The sequence below is a fragment of the Streptomyces sp. NPDC032126 genome (genome assembly GCF_055580085.1).
In genome coordinates, this window is sequence record NZ_JBVIMA010000003.1 from 227,270 (window position 1) to 242,944 (window position 15,675).

Annotated in this window: 16 protein-coding genes; 7 read left to right on the forward strand and 9 right to left on the reverse strand. The window is 69.0% G+C overall.

All coding sequences use genetic code 11. From position 1 onward, the window contains the following. The first annotated feature begins 8 nt into the window (after window positions 1–8). Both trxB and trxA read left to right on the forward strand, forming a co-directional pair. Window positions 9–980, forward strand: coding sequence for a thioredoxin-disulfide reductase (gene trxB, locus ACZ5NW_RS14005; protein ID WP_468744054.1), 972 nt, complete (start codon window positions 9–11; stop codon window positions 978–980). A 44-nt stretch (window positions 981–1,024) separates the two neighbouring features. Continuing rightward, window positions 1,025–1,354, forward strand: a complete 330-nt coding sequence (gene trxA / locus ACZ5NW_RS14010) for a thioredoxin (RefSeq protein WP_468744055.1) — start codon at window positions 1,025–1,027, stop codon at window positions 1,352–1,354. A 95-nt stretch (window positions 1,355–1,449) separates the two neighbouring features. On the opposite strand, the gene ACZ5NW_RS14015 is transcribed toward trxA, so the two are convergent. From ACZ5NW_RS14015 to rpmH, 9 genes are all read right to left on the reverse strand, one after another. Further along, window positions 1,450–2,067: a GNAT family N-acetyltransferase gene (locus ACZ5NW_RS14015; RefSeq protein ID WP_468744056.1), complete on the reverse strand. Its 618-nt coding sequence runs from the start codon at window positions 2,065–2,067 to the stop codon at window positions 1,450–1,452. A gap of 321 nt (window positions 2,068–2,388) precedes the next feature. After that, window positions 2,389–3,486 (reverse strand): ParB/RepB/Spo0J family partition protein, encoded by a 1,098-nt coding sequence (locus ACZ5NW_RS14020; RefSeq protein ID WP_468744057.1) that lies wholly within the window; start codon window positions 3,484–3,486, stop codon window positions 2,389–2,391. Next, window positions 3,483–4,556: a ParA family protein gene (locus tag ACZ5NW_RS14025; protein WP_468744488.1), complete on the reverse strand. Its 1,074-nt coding sequence runs from the start codon at window positions 4,554–4,556 to the stop codon at window positions 3,483–3,485. The genes ACZ5NW_RS14020 and ACZ5NW_RS14025 overlap by 4 nt, the downstream gene beginning before the upstream one ends. Before the next feature lie 249 nt (window positions 4,557–4,805). Next, a complete protein-coding gene (gene rsmG / locus ACZ5NW_RS14030) occupies window positions 4,806–5,522 on the reverse strand; it encodes a 16S rRNA (guanine(527)-N(7))-methyltransferase RsmG (RefSeq protein ID WP_468744058.1) in 717 nt (238 codons plus the stop codon). Between the two features lie 116 nt (window positions 5,523–5,638). After that, window positions 5,639–6,151, reverse strand: coding sequence for a Jag family protein (locus ACZ5NW_RS14035; RefSeq protein WP_468744059.1), 513 nt, complete (start codon window positions 6,149–6,151; stop codon window positions 5,639–5,641). 15 nt (window positions 6,152–6,166) lie between these two features. Continuing rightward, window positions 6,167–7,447 (reverse strand): membrane protein insertase YidC, encoded by a 1,281-nt coding sequence (gene yidC / locus ACZ5NW_RS14040; protein WP_468744060.1) that lies wholly within the window; start codon window positions 7,445–7,447, stop codon window positions 6,167–6,169. A gap of 3 nt (window positions 7,448–7,450) precedes the next feature. Continuing rightward, the gene (gene yidD, locus ACZ5NW_RS14045) at window positions 7,451–7,804 is read right to left on the reverse strand and encodes a membrane protein insertion efficiency factor YidD (protein ID WP_468744061.1); all 354 of its coding nucleotides are present in this window, start codon (window positions 7,802–7,804) and stop codon (window positions 7,451–7,453) included. Continuing rightward, window positions 7,801–8,172, reverse strand: coding sequence for a ribonuclease P protein component (gene rnpA / locus ACZ5NW_RS14050; protein ID WP_468744062.1), 372 nt, complete (start codon window positions 8,170–8,172; stop codon window positions 7,801–7,803). Before rnpA ends, yidD begins: the two co-directional genes overlap by 4 nt. Before the next feature lie 21 nt (window positions 8,173–8,193). After that, a complete protein-coding gene (gene rpmH / locus ACZ5NW_RS14055) occupies window positions 8,194–8,331 on the reverse strand; it encodes a 50S ribosomal protein L34 (RefSeq protein ID WP_003956500.1) in 138 nt (45 codons plus the stop codon). A gap of 395 nt (window positions 8,332–8,726) precedes the next feature. Here rpmH and dnaA point away from each other — a divergent pair, with 395 nt between their 5' ends. From dnaA to ACZ5NW_RS14080, 5 genes are all read left to right on the forward strand, one after another. After that, the gene (gene dnaA / locus ACZ5NW_RS14060; protein WP_468744063.1) at window positions 8,727–10,679 is read left to right on the forward strand and encodes a chromosomal replication initiator protein DnaA; all 1,953 of its coding nucleotides are present in this window, start codon (window positions 8,727–8,729) and stop codon (window positions 10,677–10,679) included. 960 nt (window positions 10,680–11,639) lie between these two features. After that, a complete protein-coding gene (gene dnaN, locus ACZ5NW_RS14065) occupies window positions 11,640–12,770 on the forward strand; it encodes a DNA polymerase III subunit beta (RefSeq protein WP_468744064.1) in 1,131 nt (376 codons plus the stop codon). A 220-nt stretch (window positions 12,771–12,990) separates the two neighbouring features. Further along, the gene (gnd, locus tag ACZ5NW_RS14070) at window positions 12,991–13,866 is read left to right on the forward strand and encodes a phosphogluconate dehydrogenase (NAD(+)-dependent, decarboxylating) (RefSeq protein WP_468744065.1); all 876 of its coding nucleotides are present in this window, start codon (window positions 12,991–12,993) and stop codon (window positions 13,864–13,866) included. A 34-nt stretch (window positions 13,867–13,900) separates the two neighbouring features. Continuing rightward, on the forward strand, window positions 13,901–15,022 hold the full coding sequence (gene recF, locus ACZ5NW_RS14075; protein WP_468744066.1) for a DNA replication/repair protein RecF: 1,122 nt from the start codon (window positions 13,901–13,903) through the stop codon (window positions 15,020–15,022). Beyond that, window positions 15,019–15,576 (forward strand): DciA family protein, encoded by a 558-nt coding sequence (locus ACZ5NW_RS14080; RefSeq protein WP_468744067.1) that lies wholly within the window; start codon window positions 15,019–15,021, stop codon window positions 15,574–15,576. The genes recF and ACZ5NW_RS14080 overlap by 4 nt, the downstream gene beginning before the upstream one ends. Window positions 15,577–15,675 lie beyond the last annotated feature (99 nt).

Below are 15,675 nucleotides of genomic sequence, written 5' to 3' on the forward strand. Positions count from 1 at the left end.
AATCAGCCGTGAGCGACGTCCGTAACGTGATCATCATCGGGTCCGGGCCCGCCGGCTACACCGCGGCGCTGTACACCGCGCGCGCGTCGCTGAAGCCGCTCGTGTTCGAGGGTGCCGTCACCGCGGGCGGTGCACTCATGAACACCACCGAGGTCGAGAACTTCCCGGGCTTCCAGGACGGCATCATGGGTCCGGAGCTCATGGACAACATGCGCGCCCAGGCCGAGCGCTTCGGTGCCGAGCTCGTGCCGGACGACGTCGTCTCCGTCGACCTCACCGGTGAGATCAAGACCGTCACGGACACCGCCGGCACCGTCCACCGTGCCAAGGCCGTCATCGTCACCACCGGCTCCCAGCACCGCAAGCTCGGCCTGCCGAACGAGGACGCTCTCTCCGGCCGCGGCGTCTCCTGGTGCGCCACCTGTGACGGATTCTTCTTCAAGGACCAGGACATCGCCGTGATCGGCGGCGGCGACACCGCGATGGAGGAAGCCACCTTCCTCTCGCGCTTCGCCAAGTCCGTCACGATCGTCCACCGCCGGGACACCCTGCGCGCCTCCAAGGCGATGCAGGAGCGCGCCTTCGCCGACCCGAAGATCAAGTTCATCTGGGACAGCGAGGTCGCCGAGGTCCAGGGCGACCAGAAGCTGGCCGGCCTGAAGCTGCGCAACGTCAAGACCGGCGAGCTGTCCGACCTGGCCGTCACCGGCCTGTTCATCGCGATCGGCCACGACCCGCGCACCGAGCTCTTCAAGGGCCAGCTCGACCTGGACGAGGAGGGGTACCTGAAGGTCGCCTCGCCGTCCACGCGGACCAACGTGACCGGTGTCTTCGCCGCCGGTGATGTGGTCGACCACACCTACCGCCAGGCCATCACCGCGGCCGGCACCGGCTGCTCCGCCGCCCTGGACGCCGAGCGCTTCCTGGCCGCGCTCGCCGACACCGAGCAGCAGGCCGAGCCCGAGAAGACCTCTGTCTGACCCCCTACCCCGCCCCACGCACCGATCAGTGAGGAGAGCCCACCGTGGCCGACCTGAAGAACGTGACCGACGACTCCTTCGAGCAGGACGTGCTCAAGAGTGACAAGCCCGTCCTGGTGGACTTCTGGGCCGCCTGGTGCGGTCCGTGCCGCCAGATCGCCCCGTCGCTTGAGGCGATCGCCGCCGAGCACGGCGACAAGATCGAGATCGTCAAGCTGAACATCGACGAGAACCCGGGTACGGCCGCCAAGTACGGCGTCATGTCCATCCCGACCCTGAACGTGTACCAGGGCGGCGAGGTCGCCAAGACCATCGTCGGTGCCAAGCCGAAGGCCGCGATCCTGCGTGACCTTGAGGACTTCATCGCTGAGTGATGTTTCACGTGAAACAGTGAAGGGCCGATCCCACGAGGGATCGGCCCTTTTGCTCAACGGCGTTCACCGGACGAGCCGCCGCAACCGCCGGTGGCTTACAGCGGCCGCAGAACCGGCTCCTTCTGTACGGCGCCGAGCAGCCGGTCGAGGGCCAGCTCCACGTCCTCCTTCCAGGAGATCGTGGACCGCAGTTCCAACCGCAGCCGGGGATACCTGGGGTGCTGCCGCACCGTCTTGAAACCCACGGCCAGCAGATGGTCGGCCGGCAGCAGACAGGCCGGCTCCTTCCAGCGGGCGTCACCGAACGCCTCGATCGCCTTGAAGCCCCGGCGCAGCAGATCCTTCGCGACCGTCTGGACCATCACCCGGCCCAGTCCCTGCCCCTGATACCTCGGCAGAATGAACGCCGTGATCAACTGGACGGCATCGGGCGACACGGGGCTCGTGGGGAACGCCGTCGAACGCGGGACGTAGGCGGGCGGCGCGTAGAGCACAAAGCCCACCGGGACGTCGTCGACGTAGACCACGCGGCCACAGGATCCCCAGTCCAGCAGGACGGCGGAGATCCATGACTCCTTCTCCAGAGCGGCTGTTCCGGCCTTTACCGCGGCTTCGCCGCTGACGGGGTCGAGCTCCCAGAAGACACACGAGCGGCAGGGCTGGGGAAGGTCCTGAAGGTTGTCCAGCGTGAGCGGTACGAGCCGACGCCCCATGAAGGCTGTTCCTCGCTTCCTTCGCCCGCGGCACCGCGGGCGGCTGTCAGAGCACTCCGTTCCCTGAGCAGGCTGCCGACGAATCCGCCGAGCGCGCCCGCCAGTCCCGCGCCCACCAGTCCGGTCCGGCTCATCGTTCGCATGGCCCCCGCCTCCCACTCCGAGGTGCTGCCTGTGGATGCGCCATCCCTCACGCATCGTATCGACGATGGGATTCCGTCGATACCGACGGAAAGCAAAGAGCGGGCCGTGTTCCGATGTCCATCGGACACGGCCCGCTCAGGCGAGCTGCCGAGTAAAACAACCCGGTCGGACGAACGCTCAGGACTCCGCTTCGTCCGAGCCGCCCTCCGCGAGGCCCTTCTGCAGAGCGGGTCCCTCACCGGGGGCCAGGGTGTCGAGGATGCGCTCAAGGTCCTCCATCGACGCGAACTCGACGGTGATCTTGCCCTTCTTCTGGCCCAGGTCGACCTTGACCCGCGTCTCGAAGCGGTCCGAGAGCCGGGTGGCGAGGTCGGTCAGGGCCGGGGAGACCCGCGCGCCGGCCCGGGGCCCCTTGGAGCGCTGAGCCGTCTGCGGCCGCGAGCCCATCAGGGTCACGATCTCCTCGACGGCCCGCACCGAGAGCCCCTCGGCCACGATCCGATGCGCCAGGCGGTCCTGCTCCTCCGAGTCCTCGACGGAGAGCAGCGCCCGGGCATGCCCAGCGGAGAGCACTCCTGCGGCAACCCGGCGCTGGACCGCCGGCGACAGCTTCAGCAGACGCAGGGTGTTGGAGACCTGCGGGCGGGAGCGACCGATACGGTCGGCCAGCTGGTCGTGCGTGCAGTTGAAGTCCTTCAGCAACTGGTCGTAGGCCGCGGCCTCTTCCAGCGGGTTCAGCTGAGCCCGGTGCAGGTTCTCCAGCAGGGCGTCCAGGAGGAGCTTGTCGTCCTCCGTGGCCCGCACGATCGCCGGGATCGCCTCCAGGCCCGCCTCACGGCTGGCCCGCCAGCGCCGCTCGCCCATGATGAGCTCATAGCGCGTGGGACCGACCTGCCGCACCACGACCGGCTGGAGCAGGCCGACCTCCTGGATGGAGGTGATGAGTTCCTGCAGAGCGTCCTCGTCGAAGACCTCACGCGGCTGGCGCGGGTTCGGCGTGATGTCGTCGAGCGGGATCTCCGCGAAGTAGGCACCGATGGGAGGCGCCGGAAGCTCCGGGCCGTCATGGACCGGCTGCTCCTCTGTTTCACGTGAAACAGGCGGCAGAGTGGCCACCTTCGCCGCGGCCACCCCGCGGTCTCCCGTCAGCACCGGAACGGCGGTGGGGGAGCCGGGCGCGCCCCCTGCCACCGCAGTCGATGCCGGCGTCTTGTCCGTCGGGCCAGGGATCAGTGCGCCGAGACCACGGCCCAGCCCCCTCCGTCGCTCACTCACTGGATCCCCTCCACCATGCTTGGATTGCTTTGCGCGCCGATGTGGGCGTGCGTCGCGTCGTAACGGACGCCGACGCCCTTCAGCGCGATTTCACGGGCTGCCTCAAGGTAGGACAGTGCACCGCTCGATCCGGGATCGTAGGTCAGCACCGTCTGTCCATAGCTCGGCGCCTCGGAGATGCGGACCGAGCGGGGAATGCTCGTCCGCAGCACCTCGTCGCCGAAGTGACTGCGTACCTCTTCCGCGACCTGCGACGCGAGACGCGTCCGGCCGTCGTACATGGTGAGCAGGATGGTCGACACATGCAGCGTGGGGTTGAGGTGCCCCCGCACCAGGTCGACATTGCGGAGCAGCTGCCCCAACCCTTCCAGCGCGTAGTACTCGCACTGGATCGGGATGAGGACCTCGGCACCGGCCACCAGCGCATTGACCGTCAGAAGGCCGAGCGAGGGCGGGCAGTCGATGAGGATGTAGTCCAGCGGCTGCTCATACGCCTGAATCGCACGCTGGAGTCGGCTCTCGCGCGCCACGAGGGACACCAGCTCGATCTCCGCACCGGCGAGATCGATCGTGGCCGGGGCGCAGAAGAGTCCCTCGACGTCGGGGACCGGCTGCACGACTTCCGAGAGCGGTCTGCTGTCGACCAAGACGTCGTAGATGGACGGAACTTCGGCGTGGTGGTCGATCCCCAGGGCCGTGGACGCATTGCCCTGGGGGTCGAGGTCGACCACTAGGACACGGCCACCGTGCAGGGCCAGTGACGCGGCAAGATTGACGGTGGTCGTCGTCTTGCCGACACCGCCCTTCTGGTTGGCGACCACGATGACACGCGTCTGCTCGGGCCGTGGCAGGCCCTCGCCGGCGCGGCCCAGAGCCTCCACCGCCAGTTGGGCAGCACGACCGATCGGAGTGTCGTCCATCGGGGGCGGTGTTTCACGTGAAACATCCTCCCCCATCGACTCGGTACGGGGACCGGGGACCGGATCGGTCATCGGTCCCGCGATGTTGGCGTCGGACCGCAAGGATTCACTCTCCTCGACTTCAGGCTCGCAATGAACAGAGCCTCCCATGCCTTCGGGGTCGTGAACCAGTGAGGCCTGGTGTTCTGTGGAGAAATCCACCTCTGTGGACAACTCCGATCCCTCATCGAGTGAACCGAGAGGCTTGCGGTCGCGGGGTTCGGCCGCGGCGCGGCCCCGACTGATGATGCCGTGCAGCAGTGAGCGACGTTTCACGTGAAACACGATGCACAGCGCCGACAGCCGAACTGTCGCGACACTCCGTCATGCGTAGGTTTGGCAGCTTGTGTGGAGTACGACTCAACGACGGCGGCGGGTCCGGCCCGTGCGGGCCGCCTTCGCCCGCTTGGCCGCGAAGCGCACACCGCCGGGGCTCTCCCCGACCTCGACCCGCACGACCGTGGAGAGCGGATCGACCACGCCCTCGCCGACATGAAGGATCGACGTCCCCACCGCGCCGAGCTTGCTCAGCGCGGTCGCCGCGCTCTTCAGCTCCTCCTCGGCGGTGTCGCCCTTGAGCGCGAGCATCTCGCCGTAGGGCCGCAGCAGCGGGATGCCCCAGGTGGCGAGCCGGTCCAGCGGGGCCACCGCACGGGCCGTCACCACATGCACCGGCGGCAGCTTGCCCATGACCTCCTCGGCACGCCCGCGCATCACGGTCACATGGTCGAGGCCCAGCAGCTCGACGACCTCGGTGAGGAAGTTCGTCCGGCGCAGCAGCGGCTCCAGCAAGGTGATCTTGATGTCGTCGCGGACGAGCGCCAGCGGGATGCCGGGCAGACCGGCGCCCGAGCCGACGTCGCACACCGTCACGCCCTCGGGAACGACCTCGGAGAGCACCGCGCAGTTCAGGATGTGCCGCTCCCAGAGGCGGGGCACCTCACGCGGGCCGATGAGCCCACGCTGTACGCCTGCCTCGGCCAGCAGCTCGGCGTACCGGACCGCATCCGCGAAGCGATCGCCGAATACCTCGCGAGCATGCTCGGGCGCAGGGGGGAGCTCCGCTGCCTCCGTCACGGGGACCGTCCTTCCGTACCGCATCGGCGTTCAGCGCCGACCACCAGAACTACCAGGCTGACAAAGACCGGCCCCGTCTGCACAACAGACGGGGCCGGGAAAACGTAGGAACCGAATCAGTTGGGGAGTACGACGACGAAGCGCTGCGGCTCCTCGCCCTCGGACTCGCTGCGCAGGCCGGCCGCCTTGACGGCGTCGTGGACGACCTTGCGCTCGAACGGCGTCATCGGCTTCAGCTTGACCGGCTCGCCGCTGTTCTTGGCGTCGGCCGCGGCCTTGGCGCCCAGCTCGGAGAGCTCGGTGCGCTTCTTGGCGCGGTAGCCCGCGATGTCCAGCATCAGCCGACTGCGGTCGCCGGTCTCCCGGTGCACGGCCAGGCGCGTCAGCTCCTGAAGCGCCTCCAGCACCTCGCCGTCCCGGCCGACCAGCTTCTGAAGGTCGCGGCCGCCCGAGTCGCTGATGATCGACACAGAGGCGCGGTCGGCCTCGACGTCCATGTCGATGTCGCCATCGAGGTCGGCGATGTCGAGCAGACCCTCAAGGTAGTCCGCCGCGATCTCACCCTCCTGCTCCAGGCGGGTCAGGGTGTCTGCACCCTCGGCAGCGGCGGAGGTGGTGCCTTCCGTCACGGGATGGGCTCCTTCTTACTTCTTGGACGGGGACTTGGGGCGCTGCGGGCCACCCTTGCGCTGGCCGGACTGGGCCTTGCTGCGCGTGCCGCTGCCGGGCTTCGGGGCGGTCTTGCCCGCGGCGGGCTTGGTGTCCTGCGGCTTGTCCTGCGGCTCGTCGGACTTCGTCAGCGACGTGGGCTCGTCGGCGGGCTTGGCGGCCCCGGACTGGCGCTGGGACTTGCTCTGCCGCTTGGGCTGCTGGCGCTTGGGGGCGGTCGCCGTGGTGGTGGTGGCGCCGTCCTCGGTCTGTGCGGCGGCCTGGGCCTCGCCGCGGACGACGTTGCCGTCGGCCTGGGCGGCGAAGCCGGCCTTGTTGAGACCGTTGATGAACTTGCGCTCGGCCTCGTTGCGGTCACGGCCCTTGGCGACGATGGCCTTGATGATCGTCTTCTCGCTGCGGCGACGGGGCTTGCCGTGGTGCGTGACGTGCTTGTACAGGCGATCCAGGTAGGCGGCCTGGGCCTTGGAACCTGGGGTCGGGTTGTTGTGGATGACGTACATCTGCTGGCCCATGGTCCACACGTTGGTGGTCAGCCAGTAGATGAGGACACCGACCGGGAAGTTGATGCCGAAGACGGCGAACATGACCGGGAAGACGTACATCAGCATCTTCTGCTGCTGCATGAACGGCGTCTTCACCGAGGTGTCAACGTTCTTCGTCATCAGCTGGCGCTGGGTGAAGAACTGCGACGCCGACATCAGGACGATCATGATCGCGGTGACGACCCGGACGTCGGTGAGGGTCGCGCCGAGCGCCTCCACCTTCGACGAGCTGTCGGTGAACTTCGCGGCGAGCGGAGCACCGAAGATGTGCGCCTTCCGCGCGCTCTCCAGCAGGCTCTCGTTGATGACGCCGATCTGGTCGCCCGTCGCGATGCCGTTGAGCACGTGGTAGAGGGCGAAGAAGAACGGGGACTGCGCGAGGATCGGAAGGCACGAGGAGAGCGGGTTGGTACCCGTCTCCTTGTACAGCTTCATCATTTCCTCGGACTGGCGCTGCCGATCGTTCTTGTAGCGCTCCTGGATCTTCTTCATCTCCGGCTGGAGCGTCTGCATCGCGCGCGTCGACTTGATCTGCTTCACGAAGAGCGGGATCAGGCAGATGCGGATCAGAATCACCAGGGACACGATGGACAGGCCCCAGGCCCACCCGGTGTCAGGGCCGAAGATGGCGCCGTACACCTTGTGGAACTGGACGATGACCCAGGAAACGGGTGTCGTGATGAAGCTGAAGAGGCTGGCAATCGTGTCCACTAATCATGCTCCTTGGGCATGGGACGGGGTCTCTGCGGCCGGGCTCGGGGACGGATTGTCCCCGGTGGCCGTTTCGGCGGCGGAGGGCCCGCCCTTGCGTGCGCGCCATGCGTCGCGCAGCATCTCGTGCCATCGCGGACGCTTGCGCGGTGGAACATGGTCCACCCCGCCCAGCGACCACGGGTTGCACCGCAGGATGCGCCAGGCGGTGAGGGCCGTTCCTTTGATGGCGCCGTGCCGGTCGATGGCCGTGTAGCCGTAGTGGGAGCACGACGGGTAGTACTTGCAGACCGGCCCGAGCAATGGACTGATCGTCCACTGGTACAGCTTGATCAGGGCCAGCAGCGGGTACTTCATCGCGCGCCCCCTCCCAGCAGCCGCGCCAGGGCGGCATCGAGGTCTTGGGCCAGCTGTGCGTGGGCGGCGTCGCCCGATCCGGGCAGCGCTCGTACGACTACCAGGCTACCGGGGGGAAACAGGGCGACCCTGTCACGCATGAGATGACGCAGTCGGCGCTTCACGGTGTTGCGTACGACCGCGCCGCCCACCGCTTTGCTCACGACGAAACCCGCACGCGTCGGGGGAGCGCTCTCCCCAGGCGCGTGCGGGTCCGTGGCACCGCTTCGATAGTGGACGACGAGCGTCGGGCGTCCGGCCCGGCGCCCTCGTCGTACCGCGGTCGCGAAGTCCTCGCGCCGCCTCAGCCGGTTCTCGGTGGGCAGCACGACGGCATGACCTGACCGGGATCAGGCGGAAAGGCGGGCGCGACCCTTGCTACGGCGGGACGCGAGAATCGCGCGGCCGGCACGGGTGCGCATACGCAGCCGGAAGCCGTGGGTCTTCGCGCGACGACGGTTGTTCGGCTGGAAGGTGCGCTTGCTCACTCGGGGGCTCCAGAAAGAAATCGGGGTTTGCGGGGTGCCGTCCTGGCTGTCACCGTGCGCCCACGAGTAGCTCGCGTCACGCCCGATTGCACCGCTTTCCGATCACCGGTTCACCCCCGCACTTGCGGGGACGTGATCTGTGCCCATCGGAGGCAGGCGGCAGCAGCCATCGACAACTCGACCTGGTTACGGTACGCGGGGCTACGCCATCCGGTCAAACCGACGGCTGTCGGGAGACACTATCCACAGGCTGGGGACAACAACTTGAACCGCACCCGCCGCGCTGACTACCGTGGCTGAACTCCGATTCGTTCCCTTGTCCCCCACCCACACCGATTTACATCCCGACCCGTCCCGGATCACACGATCGTGGGACCTGTGAGAGAGCGTGCCCTGTGGCTGACGTACCTGCCGATCTTGCCGCAGTGTGGCCACGCGTACTGGAGCAGCTCCTCGGGGAGGGCCGTGGCCAGGGTGTCGAGGTGAAGGACGAGCACTGGCTGCGGCGCACCCAGCCGCTGGCCCTGGTCGCGGACACCGCCCTGCTGGCCGTGCCCAACGAGTTCGCGAAGAACGTGCTGGAGGGCCGGCTCGCGCCGATCGTCAGCGAGTCGCTGACCCGCGAGTGCGGCCGCCCGATCCGTATCGCGATCACCGTCGACGACTCGGTGGGCGAGCCCCCGGCCCCGCCGGCGCCCCCCGTCCAGCAGCAGTCGCGGTACGAGGAACCCGAGCTTCCGCCCGGTCCGTACGACAACCAGTACGAGAACCAGTACGACAGCCCCTACGACAACCAGTACGACGGCTACGGCCGGCACCGCGCCGAGCAGCTGCCCACGGCCCGCCCGGCCTACCCGAACGAGTACCAGCGCCCCGAGCCGGGCGCCTGGCCGCGCGCCCAGCAGGACGACTACGGCTGGCAGCAGCAGCGGCTCGGCTTCCCCGAGCGCGACCCGTACGCCTCGCCGTCCTCGCAGGACGCCTACGGCGGCCCGGCCGACCCGGAGCCGTACGGCCCGTCCGCCCCCGACTCCTACCGCGGCCCGGCCAAGCCGGACTCCTACGGCGGACCGGCGAAACCGGACTCCTACGGCGCTCCGGCCCCGGATCGGGCGCCGTACGAGCGCGGGGACTACGAGACGTCACGGTCCGACTACGACCAGCGTGACCCGGGCCGCCGGGAGCTGCCCGAGCCTCCGGCCGGCGCCGGTCCCGGTCACCGGGGCGGGCCCGGCTCGGGTCTGGTGCTGCCTCCGAGCGGGGCGGGCGGCGGGACGGGGCCGTCGGCCACGCCCACCGGCGGGCCGGGTGAACCGACCGCGCGCCTCAATCCGAAGTACCTCTTCGACACGTTCGTCATCGGCGCGTCCAACCGCTTCGCGCACGCGGCCGCGGTGGCCGTCGCCGAGGCGCCCGCGAAGGCGTACAACCCCCTGTTCATCTACGGGGAGTCGGGGCTCGGCAAGACGCACCTGCTGCACGCCATCGGGCACTACGCGCGCAGTCTCTATCCCGGCACGCGCGTGCGGTACGTGAGCTCGGAGGAGTTCACCAACGAGTTCATCAACTCGATCCGCGACGGCAAGGGCGACAGCTTCCGCAAGCGGTACCGCGAGATGGACATCCTGCTCGTCGACGACATCCAGTTCCTCGCGGACAAGGAGTCGACGCAGGAGGAGTTCTTCCACACCTTCAACACGCTCCACAACGCGAACAAGCAGATCGTGCTCTCCAGCGACCGGCCGCCGAAGCAGCTGGTGACGCTGGAGGACCGGTTGAGGAACCGTTTCGAGTGGGGTCTGATCACGGACGTCCAGCCGCCCGAGCTGGAGACGCGGATCGCGATCCTCCGCAAGAAGGCGGTCCAGGAGCAGCTGAACGCGCCGCCGGAGGTGCTGGAGTTCATCGCGTCCCGCATCTCGCGCAACATCCGTGAGCTGGAGGGCGCGCTCATCCGGGTGACGGCGTTCGCGTCGCTCAACCGGCAGCCGGTGGACCTGGGCCTGACGGAGATCGTCCTCAAGGATCTGATCCCGGGCGGCGAGGACTCGGCGCCGGAGATCACCTCCACGGCGATCATGGGCGCGACGGCGGACTACTTCGGGCTGACCGTCGAGGACCTGTGCGGCACGTCGCGCGGGCGCGCGCTGGTGACCGCCCGGCAGATCGCCATGTACCTGTGCCGCGAGCTGACGGATCTCTCGCTGCCGAAGATCGGCGCGCTGTTCGGCGGCCGCGACCACACGACCGTCATGCACGCGGACCGCAAGATCCGCAATCTGATGGCCGAGCGGCGCTCCATCTACAACCAGGTGACCGAGCTGACGAACCGCATCAAGGCGGGCTGAGAGCACGCGCAGCCGCTTCACAGGGCGCCCCGGGCACCAACCCCCGGGGCGCCTTCGGCGTTTCTACGGGCGACCGGCCGCCTTCTACGAGCCGGGCTGTCGGCCGCCTTCCACGAGCCCTCGGGACGGCTTCCCCCGCCTCTGTCCCCGCCTCCGCCACCGCCCACCCGGACACCCGGTGTTCGATTACTCGTCGGGTTACGGCCACTCTCCACAGATTTGGTGACTTTCTTCCGTCCACACGCTGGGGACTGCGAAGTTGTCCAGATCGTTTCCACAGGCGAGCCTGTTGAAAGACCATCAGACCAGGTCAGGTGGGTGTGGATTCGTGGACGAAGGATCTCCACAGACTGTGGACAACGAGATGATCCACAAGCTGTGCAGAAAGTTGTCCACCGGTCACCCACAGGCCGGGCCCGGTTGTCCCCAGCGATCCCCGGCTTCTCCACATGCCTGTCCACTGTTCGGCAAGGTGACGCGCCCGCTCACCGGGTCGAGTGAAAGGCGTCACATGAAGTTGCCAGGTTGCCCTGTGGGAAAGACGGGTAAACCTGGGGACGCCGCTGGGGAGAAGTCGGCCCAGCCTGTGCACGGGGTGTGCAGAACTTTCCGTTCTCCACAGAGACCCCGAGTTGTCCACCGCCTCCGCCCACAGGCCCGGTGGACAAAATATCGGCCCTGACCTGCGAAAACGCGGTTATCCACGGTATCCACAGGCCCTACTACTACTCCCAACTAGAGAGAGCCCGGAACTCGCTTTGAAGTGGGGGCTGTGCACAACTCGCTCTTCGGCGCCCGGCTGCCCCTGGTCACGACTTGACCCCGAGAGGCACCAGCTGTCAGTGCGGTGCGTCAGACTGGTCCCCGGTGTCCTTCCCCTCGCCGGGGACGACGACACCCAGACAGACGACGAAGCGATGCAGGGCGAGAAGCGCCGGCAACAGCAGGAGGCGGCTAACGGTGAAGATCCGGGTGGAACGCGACGTACTCGCGGAGGCAGTGGCCTGGGCGGCGCGCAGCCTCCCGGCCCGTCCGCCGGCGCCGGTCCTCGCCGGCCTGCTGCTGAAGGCCGAGGACGGCCAGCTGAGCCTGTCGAGCTTCGACTACGAGGTGTCGGCCCGCGTCAGCGTCGAGGCGGAGGTCGAGGAGGAGGGCACGGTCCTCGTCTCCGGCCGTCTGCTCGCCGACATCTCCCGCGCGCTCCCCAACCGGCCGGTGGAGATTTCCACAGACGGTGTACGGGCGACCGTGGTCTGCGGCTCCTCCCGCTTCACGCTCCACACCCTGCCGGTGGAGGAGTACCCCTCGCTGCCCCAGATGCCGAACGCGACGGGCACGGTCCCCGGCGAGGTCTTCGCCTCCGCCGTGCAGCAGGTGGCCATCGCCGCCGGCCGCGACGACACGCTGCCCGTGCTGACCGGTGTGCGCATCGAGATCGAGGGCGACACCGTCACGCTGGCCTCCACCGACCGCTACCGCTTCGCGGTCCGCGAGTTCCTGTGGAAGCCGGAGAACCCGGACGCCTCCGCGGTCGCCCTGGTGCCCGCGAAGACGCTCCTGGACACCGCCAAGGCCCTCACGAGCGGCGACAGCGTGACGCTGGCGCTGTCCGGCTCGGGCGCGGGCGAGGGCCTCATCGGCTTCGAGGGCGCCGGCCGCCGCACCACGACCCGGCTGCTGGAGGGCGACCTCCCGAAGTACCGCACGCTGTTCCCGACCGAGTTCAACTCCGTCGCCGTGATCGAGACCGCGCCCTTCGTGGAGGCCGTCAAGCGCGTCGCGCTGGTCGCCGAGCGGAACACCCCGGTGCGGCTCAGCTTCGAGCAGGGCGTGCTGATCCTGGAGGCCGGCTCCAGCGACGACGCACAGGCTGTGGAGCGGGTCGACGCCCAGCTGGAGGGCGACGACATCTCGATCGCCTTCAACCCGACCTTCCTGCTGGACGGTCTGAGCGCGATCGACTCCCCGGTGGCCCAGCTGTCCTTCACGACGTCCACGAAGCCGGCGCTGCTCAGCGGCAAGCCGGCGCTGGACGCGGAGGCCGACGTCGCCTACAAGTACCTGATCATGCCGGTGCGCCTGAGCGGCTGACGCCCTCAGCCTCGGCGGCCGGTGCCGGTCGGTTGTCCACAGGCCGTGGAGAAAGCTCCCCGGCCTGTGGGGGAACCCCGAGAACCCCCAGGTGGGACCGCAGGTGAGGGTGTACGTATGAGCGCGTATGCCCACAGCTGTGCGTGAGCGTCCGGGTTTAGGCTCGTACGCGGGTACGAAGGTGCCTCATACGCCACCACAGCAACCTAAGGAACAACTGATGGAGCTCGGTCTCGTCGGCCTCGGCAAGATGGGCGGCAACATGCGCGAGCGGATCCGCCGCGCGGGCCACACCGTCGTCGGATACGACCGCAATCCGGACCTCGCCGATGTCCACAGCCTGGAAGAGCTTGTGGGCAAGCTCTCCGGCCCGCGCGTGGTCTGGGTCATGGTCCCGGCCGGCGAGGCCACCCAGTCGACGATCGACGAGCTCGCCGAGCTGCTGGAGCCCGGCGACGTCGTCGTCGACGGCGGCAACTCCCGCTGGACGGACGACGAGAAGCACGCCGAGGAACTGGCCGCCAAGGGCATCGGTTTCGTCGACTGCGGCGTCTCCGGCGGCGTCTGGGGCCTGGAGAACGGCTACGCGCTGATGTACGGCGGCGACGCGGAGAACGTCGCCAAGGTGCAGCCGGTCTTCGACGCGCTCAAGCCCGAGGGCGATTTCGGTTCGGTGCACGCCGGCAAGGTCGGCGCGGGCCACTTCGCGAAGATGGTCCACAACGGCATCGAGTACGCGATGATGCAGGCGTACGCCGAGGGCTGGGAGCTGCTGGAGAAGGTCGACTCCGTGGAGAACGTCCGCGAGGTCTTCCGCTCCTGGCAGGAGGGCACGGTCATCCGCTCCTGGCTGCTGGACCTCGCCGTGAACGCGCTCGACGAGGACGAGCACCTCGCCGGGCTGCGCGGTTACGCACAGGACTCCGGTGAGGGACGCTGGACCGTGGAGGCCGCCATCGACCACGCCGTGCCGCTGCCCGCGATCACGGCCTCGCTCTTCGCGCGGTTCGCCTCCCGCCAGGAGGACTCGCCGCAGATGAAGATGATCGCCGCGCTGCGCAACCAGTTCGGTGGCCACGCGGTCGAGAAGAAGTAAGCAGGACCCGAGCTGGGGAGGTCGGCACCCGACCATGCACGTCACGCATCTGTCGCTGGCCGACTTCCGCTCGTACGCCCGGGTCGAGGTCCCGCTCGACCCGGGCGTCACCGCCTTCGTCGGCCCGAACGGGCAGGGCAAGACGAACCTCGTCGAGGCCGTCGGCTATCTCGCCACCCTCGGCAGCCACCGCGTCGCCTCCGACGCCCCCCTGGTGCGCATGGGCGCCGACCGGGCGATCATCCGGGCCCAGGTCCGCCAGGGCGAGCGGCAGCAGCTCGTCGAGCTGGAACTCAACCCCGGCAAGGCCAACCGCGCCCGCATCAACCGGTCCTCGCAGGTCAGACCCCGGGACGTGCTGGGGATCGTACGGACCGTGCTGTTCGCGCCCGAGGACCTCGCGCTGGTGAAGGGGGACCCCGGGGAGCGGCGGCGGTTCCTGGACGAGCTGATCACCGCGCGGGCGCCGCGCATGGCGGGCGTGCGGTCGGACTACGAGCGCGTCCTGAAGCAGCGGAACACCCTGTTGAAATCCGCCGCCCTCGCGCGGCGGCACGGCGGACGGTCCATGGATCTGTCGACGCTCGACGTGTGGGACCAGCACCTCGCGCGCGCGGGCGCGGAGCTGCTCGCGCAGCGCCTGGACCTGATCGCCGCGCTCCAGCCGCTGGCCGACAAGGCGTACGAGCAACTGGCGCCGGGCGGCGGGCCCGTCGCCCTGGAGTACAAGCCGTCCGCGCCGGGCGAGGCACACACGCGTGAGGAGCTGTACGAGCAGCTGACGGCCGCGCTCACCGAGTCGCGCAAGCAGGAGATCGAGCGGGGTGTGACGCTCGTCGGGCCGCACCGCGACGACCTGCTGCTCAAGCTCGGCCAGCTGCCCGCCAAGGGGTACGCCTCGCACGGCGAGTCCTGGTCCTACGCCCTCGCGCTGCGCCTCGCCTCCTACGACCTGTTGCGCGCCGAGGGCAACGAGCCGGTGCTGGTCCTGGACGACGTCTTCGCAGAACTGGACGCCCGCCGCCGCGAACGCCTGGCCGAGCTGGTCGCGCCCGGCGAGCAGGTGCTGGTGACGGCGGCGGTCGACGACGACGTACCGCATGTGCTGACGGGCGCCCGGTACGCGGTGTCCGGAGGGACGGTGGAGCGCGTATGAGCGCCGAGGAGCCCAAGAAGTCTGATAAGTCGGGCAAGTCCGGCACGCCTGCCGAGCCGTCCGGCGTCGATCTCGCGCGCGTGGCGCTGCGGGCGGCGCGCGAGCAGGCACGCGCGCGTGGGGACGCGGCGCAGCAGAAGAAGCAGGCGCGGCGCGGCGGCGGGCTGCGCTCCGGGGCGCGGGCGGACGGACGGGACCCCATGGCGCTCGGCGCCGCGATCAACCGGCTGCTGACCGAGCGCGGCTGGGAGGCGCCGGCGGCCGTCGGCGGGGTGATGGGGCGCTGGCCGCAGATCGTCGGCGAGGACGTCGCCAAGCACTGCGAGCCCGAGCGGTACGACGAGGACGAGCGGGTGCTGGTGGTGCGCTGCGACTCCACGGCCTGGGCGACGAATCTGCGGCTGCTCGCCCCCACCTTGGTCGCACGTCTGAACGAGGACCTGGGTCATGGCGCGGTCCGGCAGATCAGGGTGCAGGGGCCCGGTGGTCCGGCCCGGCGCTACGGCCCGTTGCGCGCCCCCGGCAGCAGCGGACCCGGCGACACCTACGGGTGAGCTACGGGGTGATGTATGGGGTGACGTACCTCACGTCCGCGCGCGGGTCGCACACCGATACGGATGATCGTAAATGGGTGCGAATCCGCTCCTGACTCA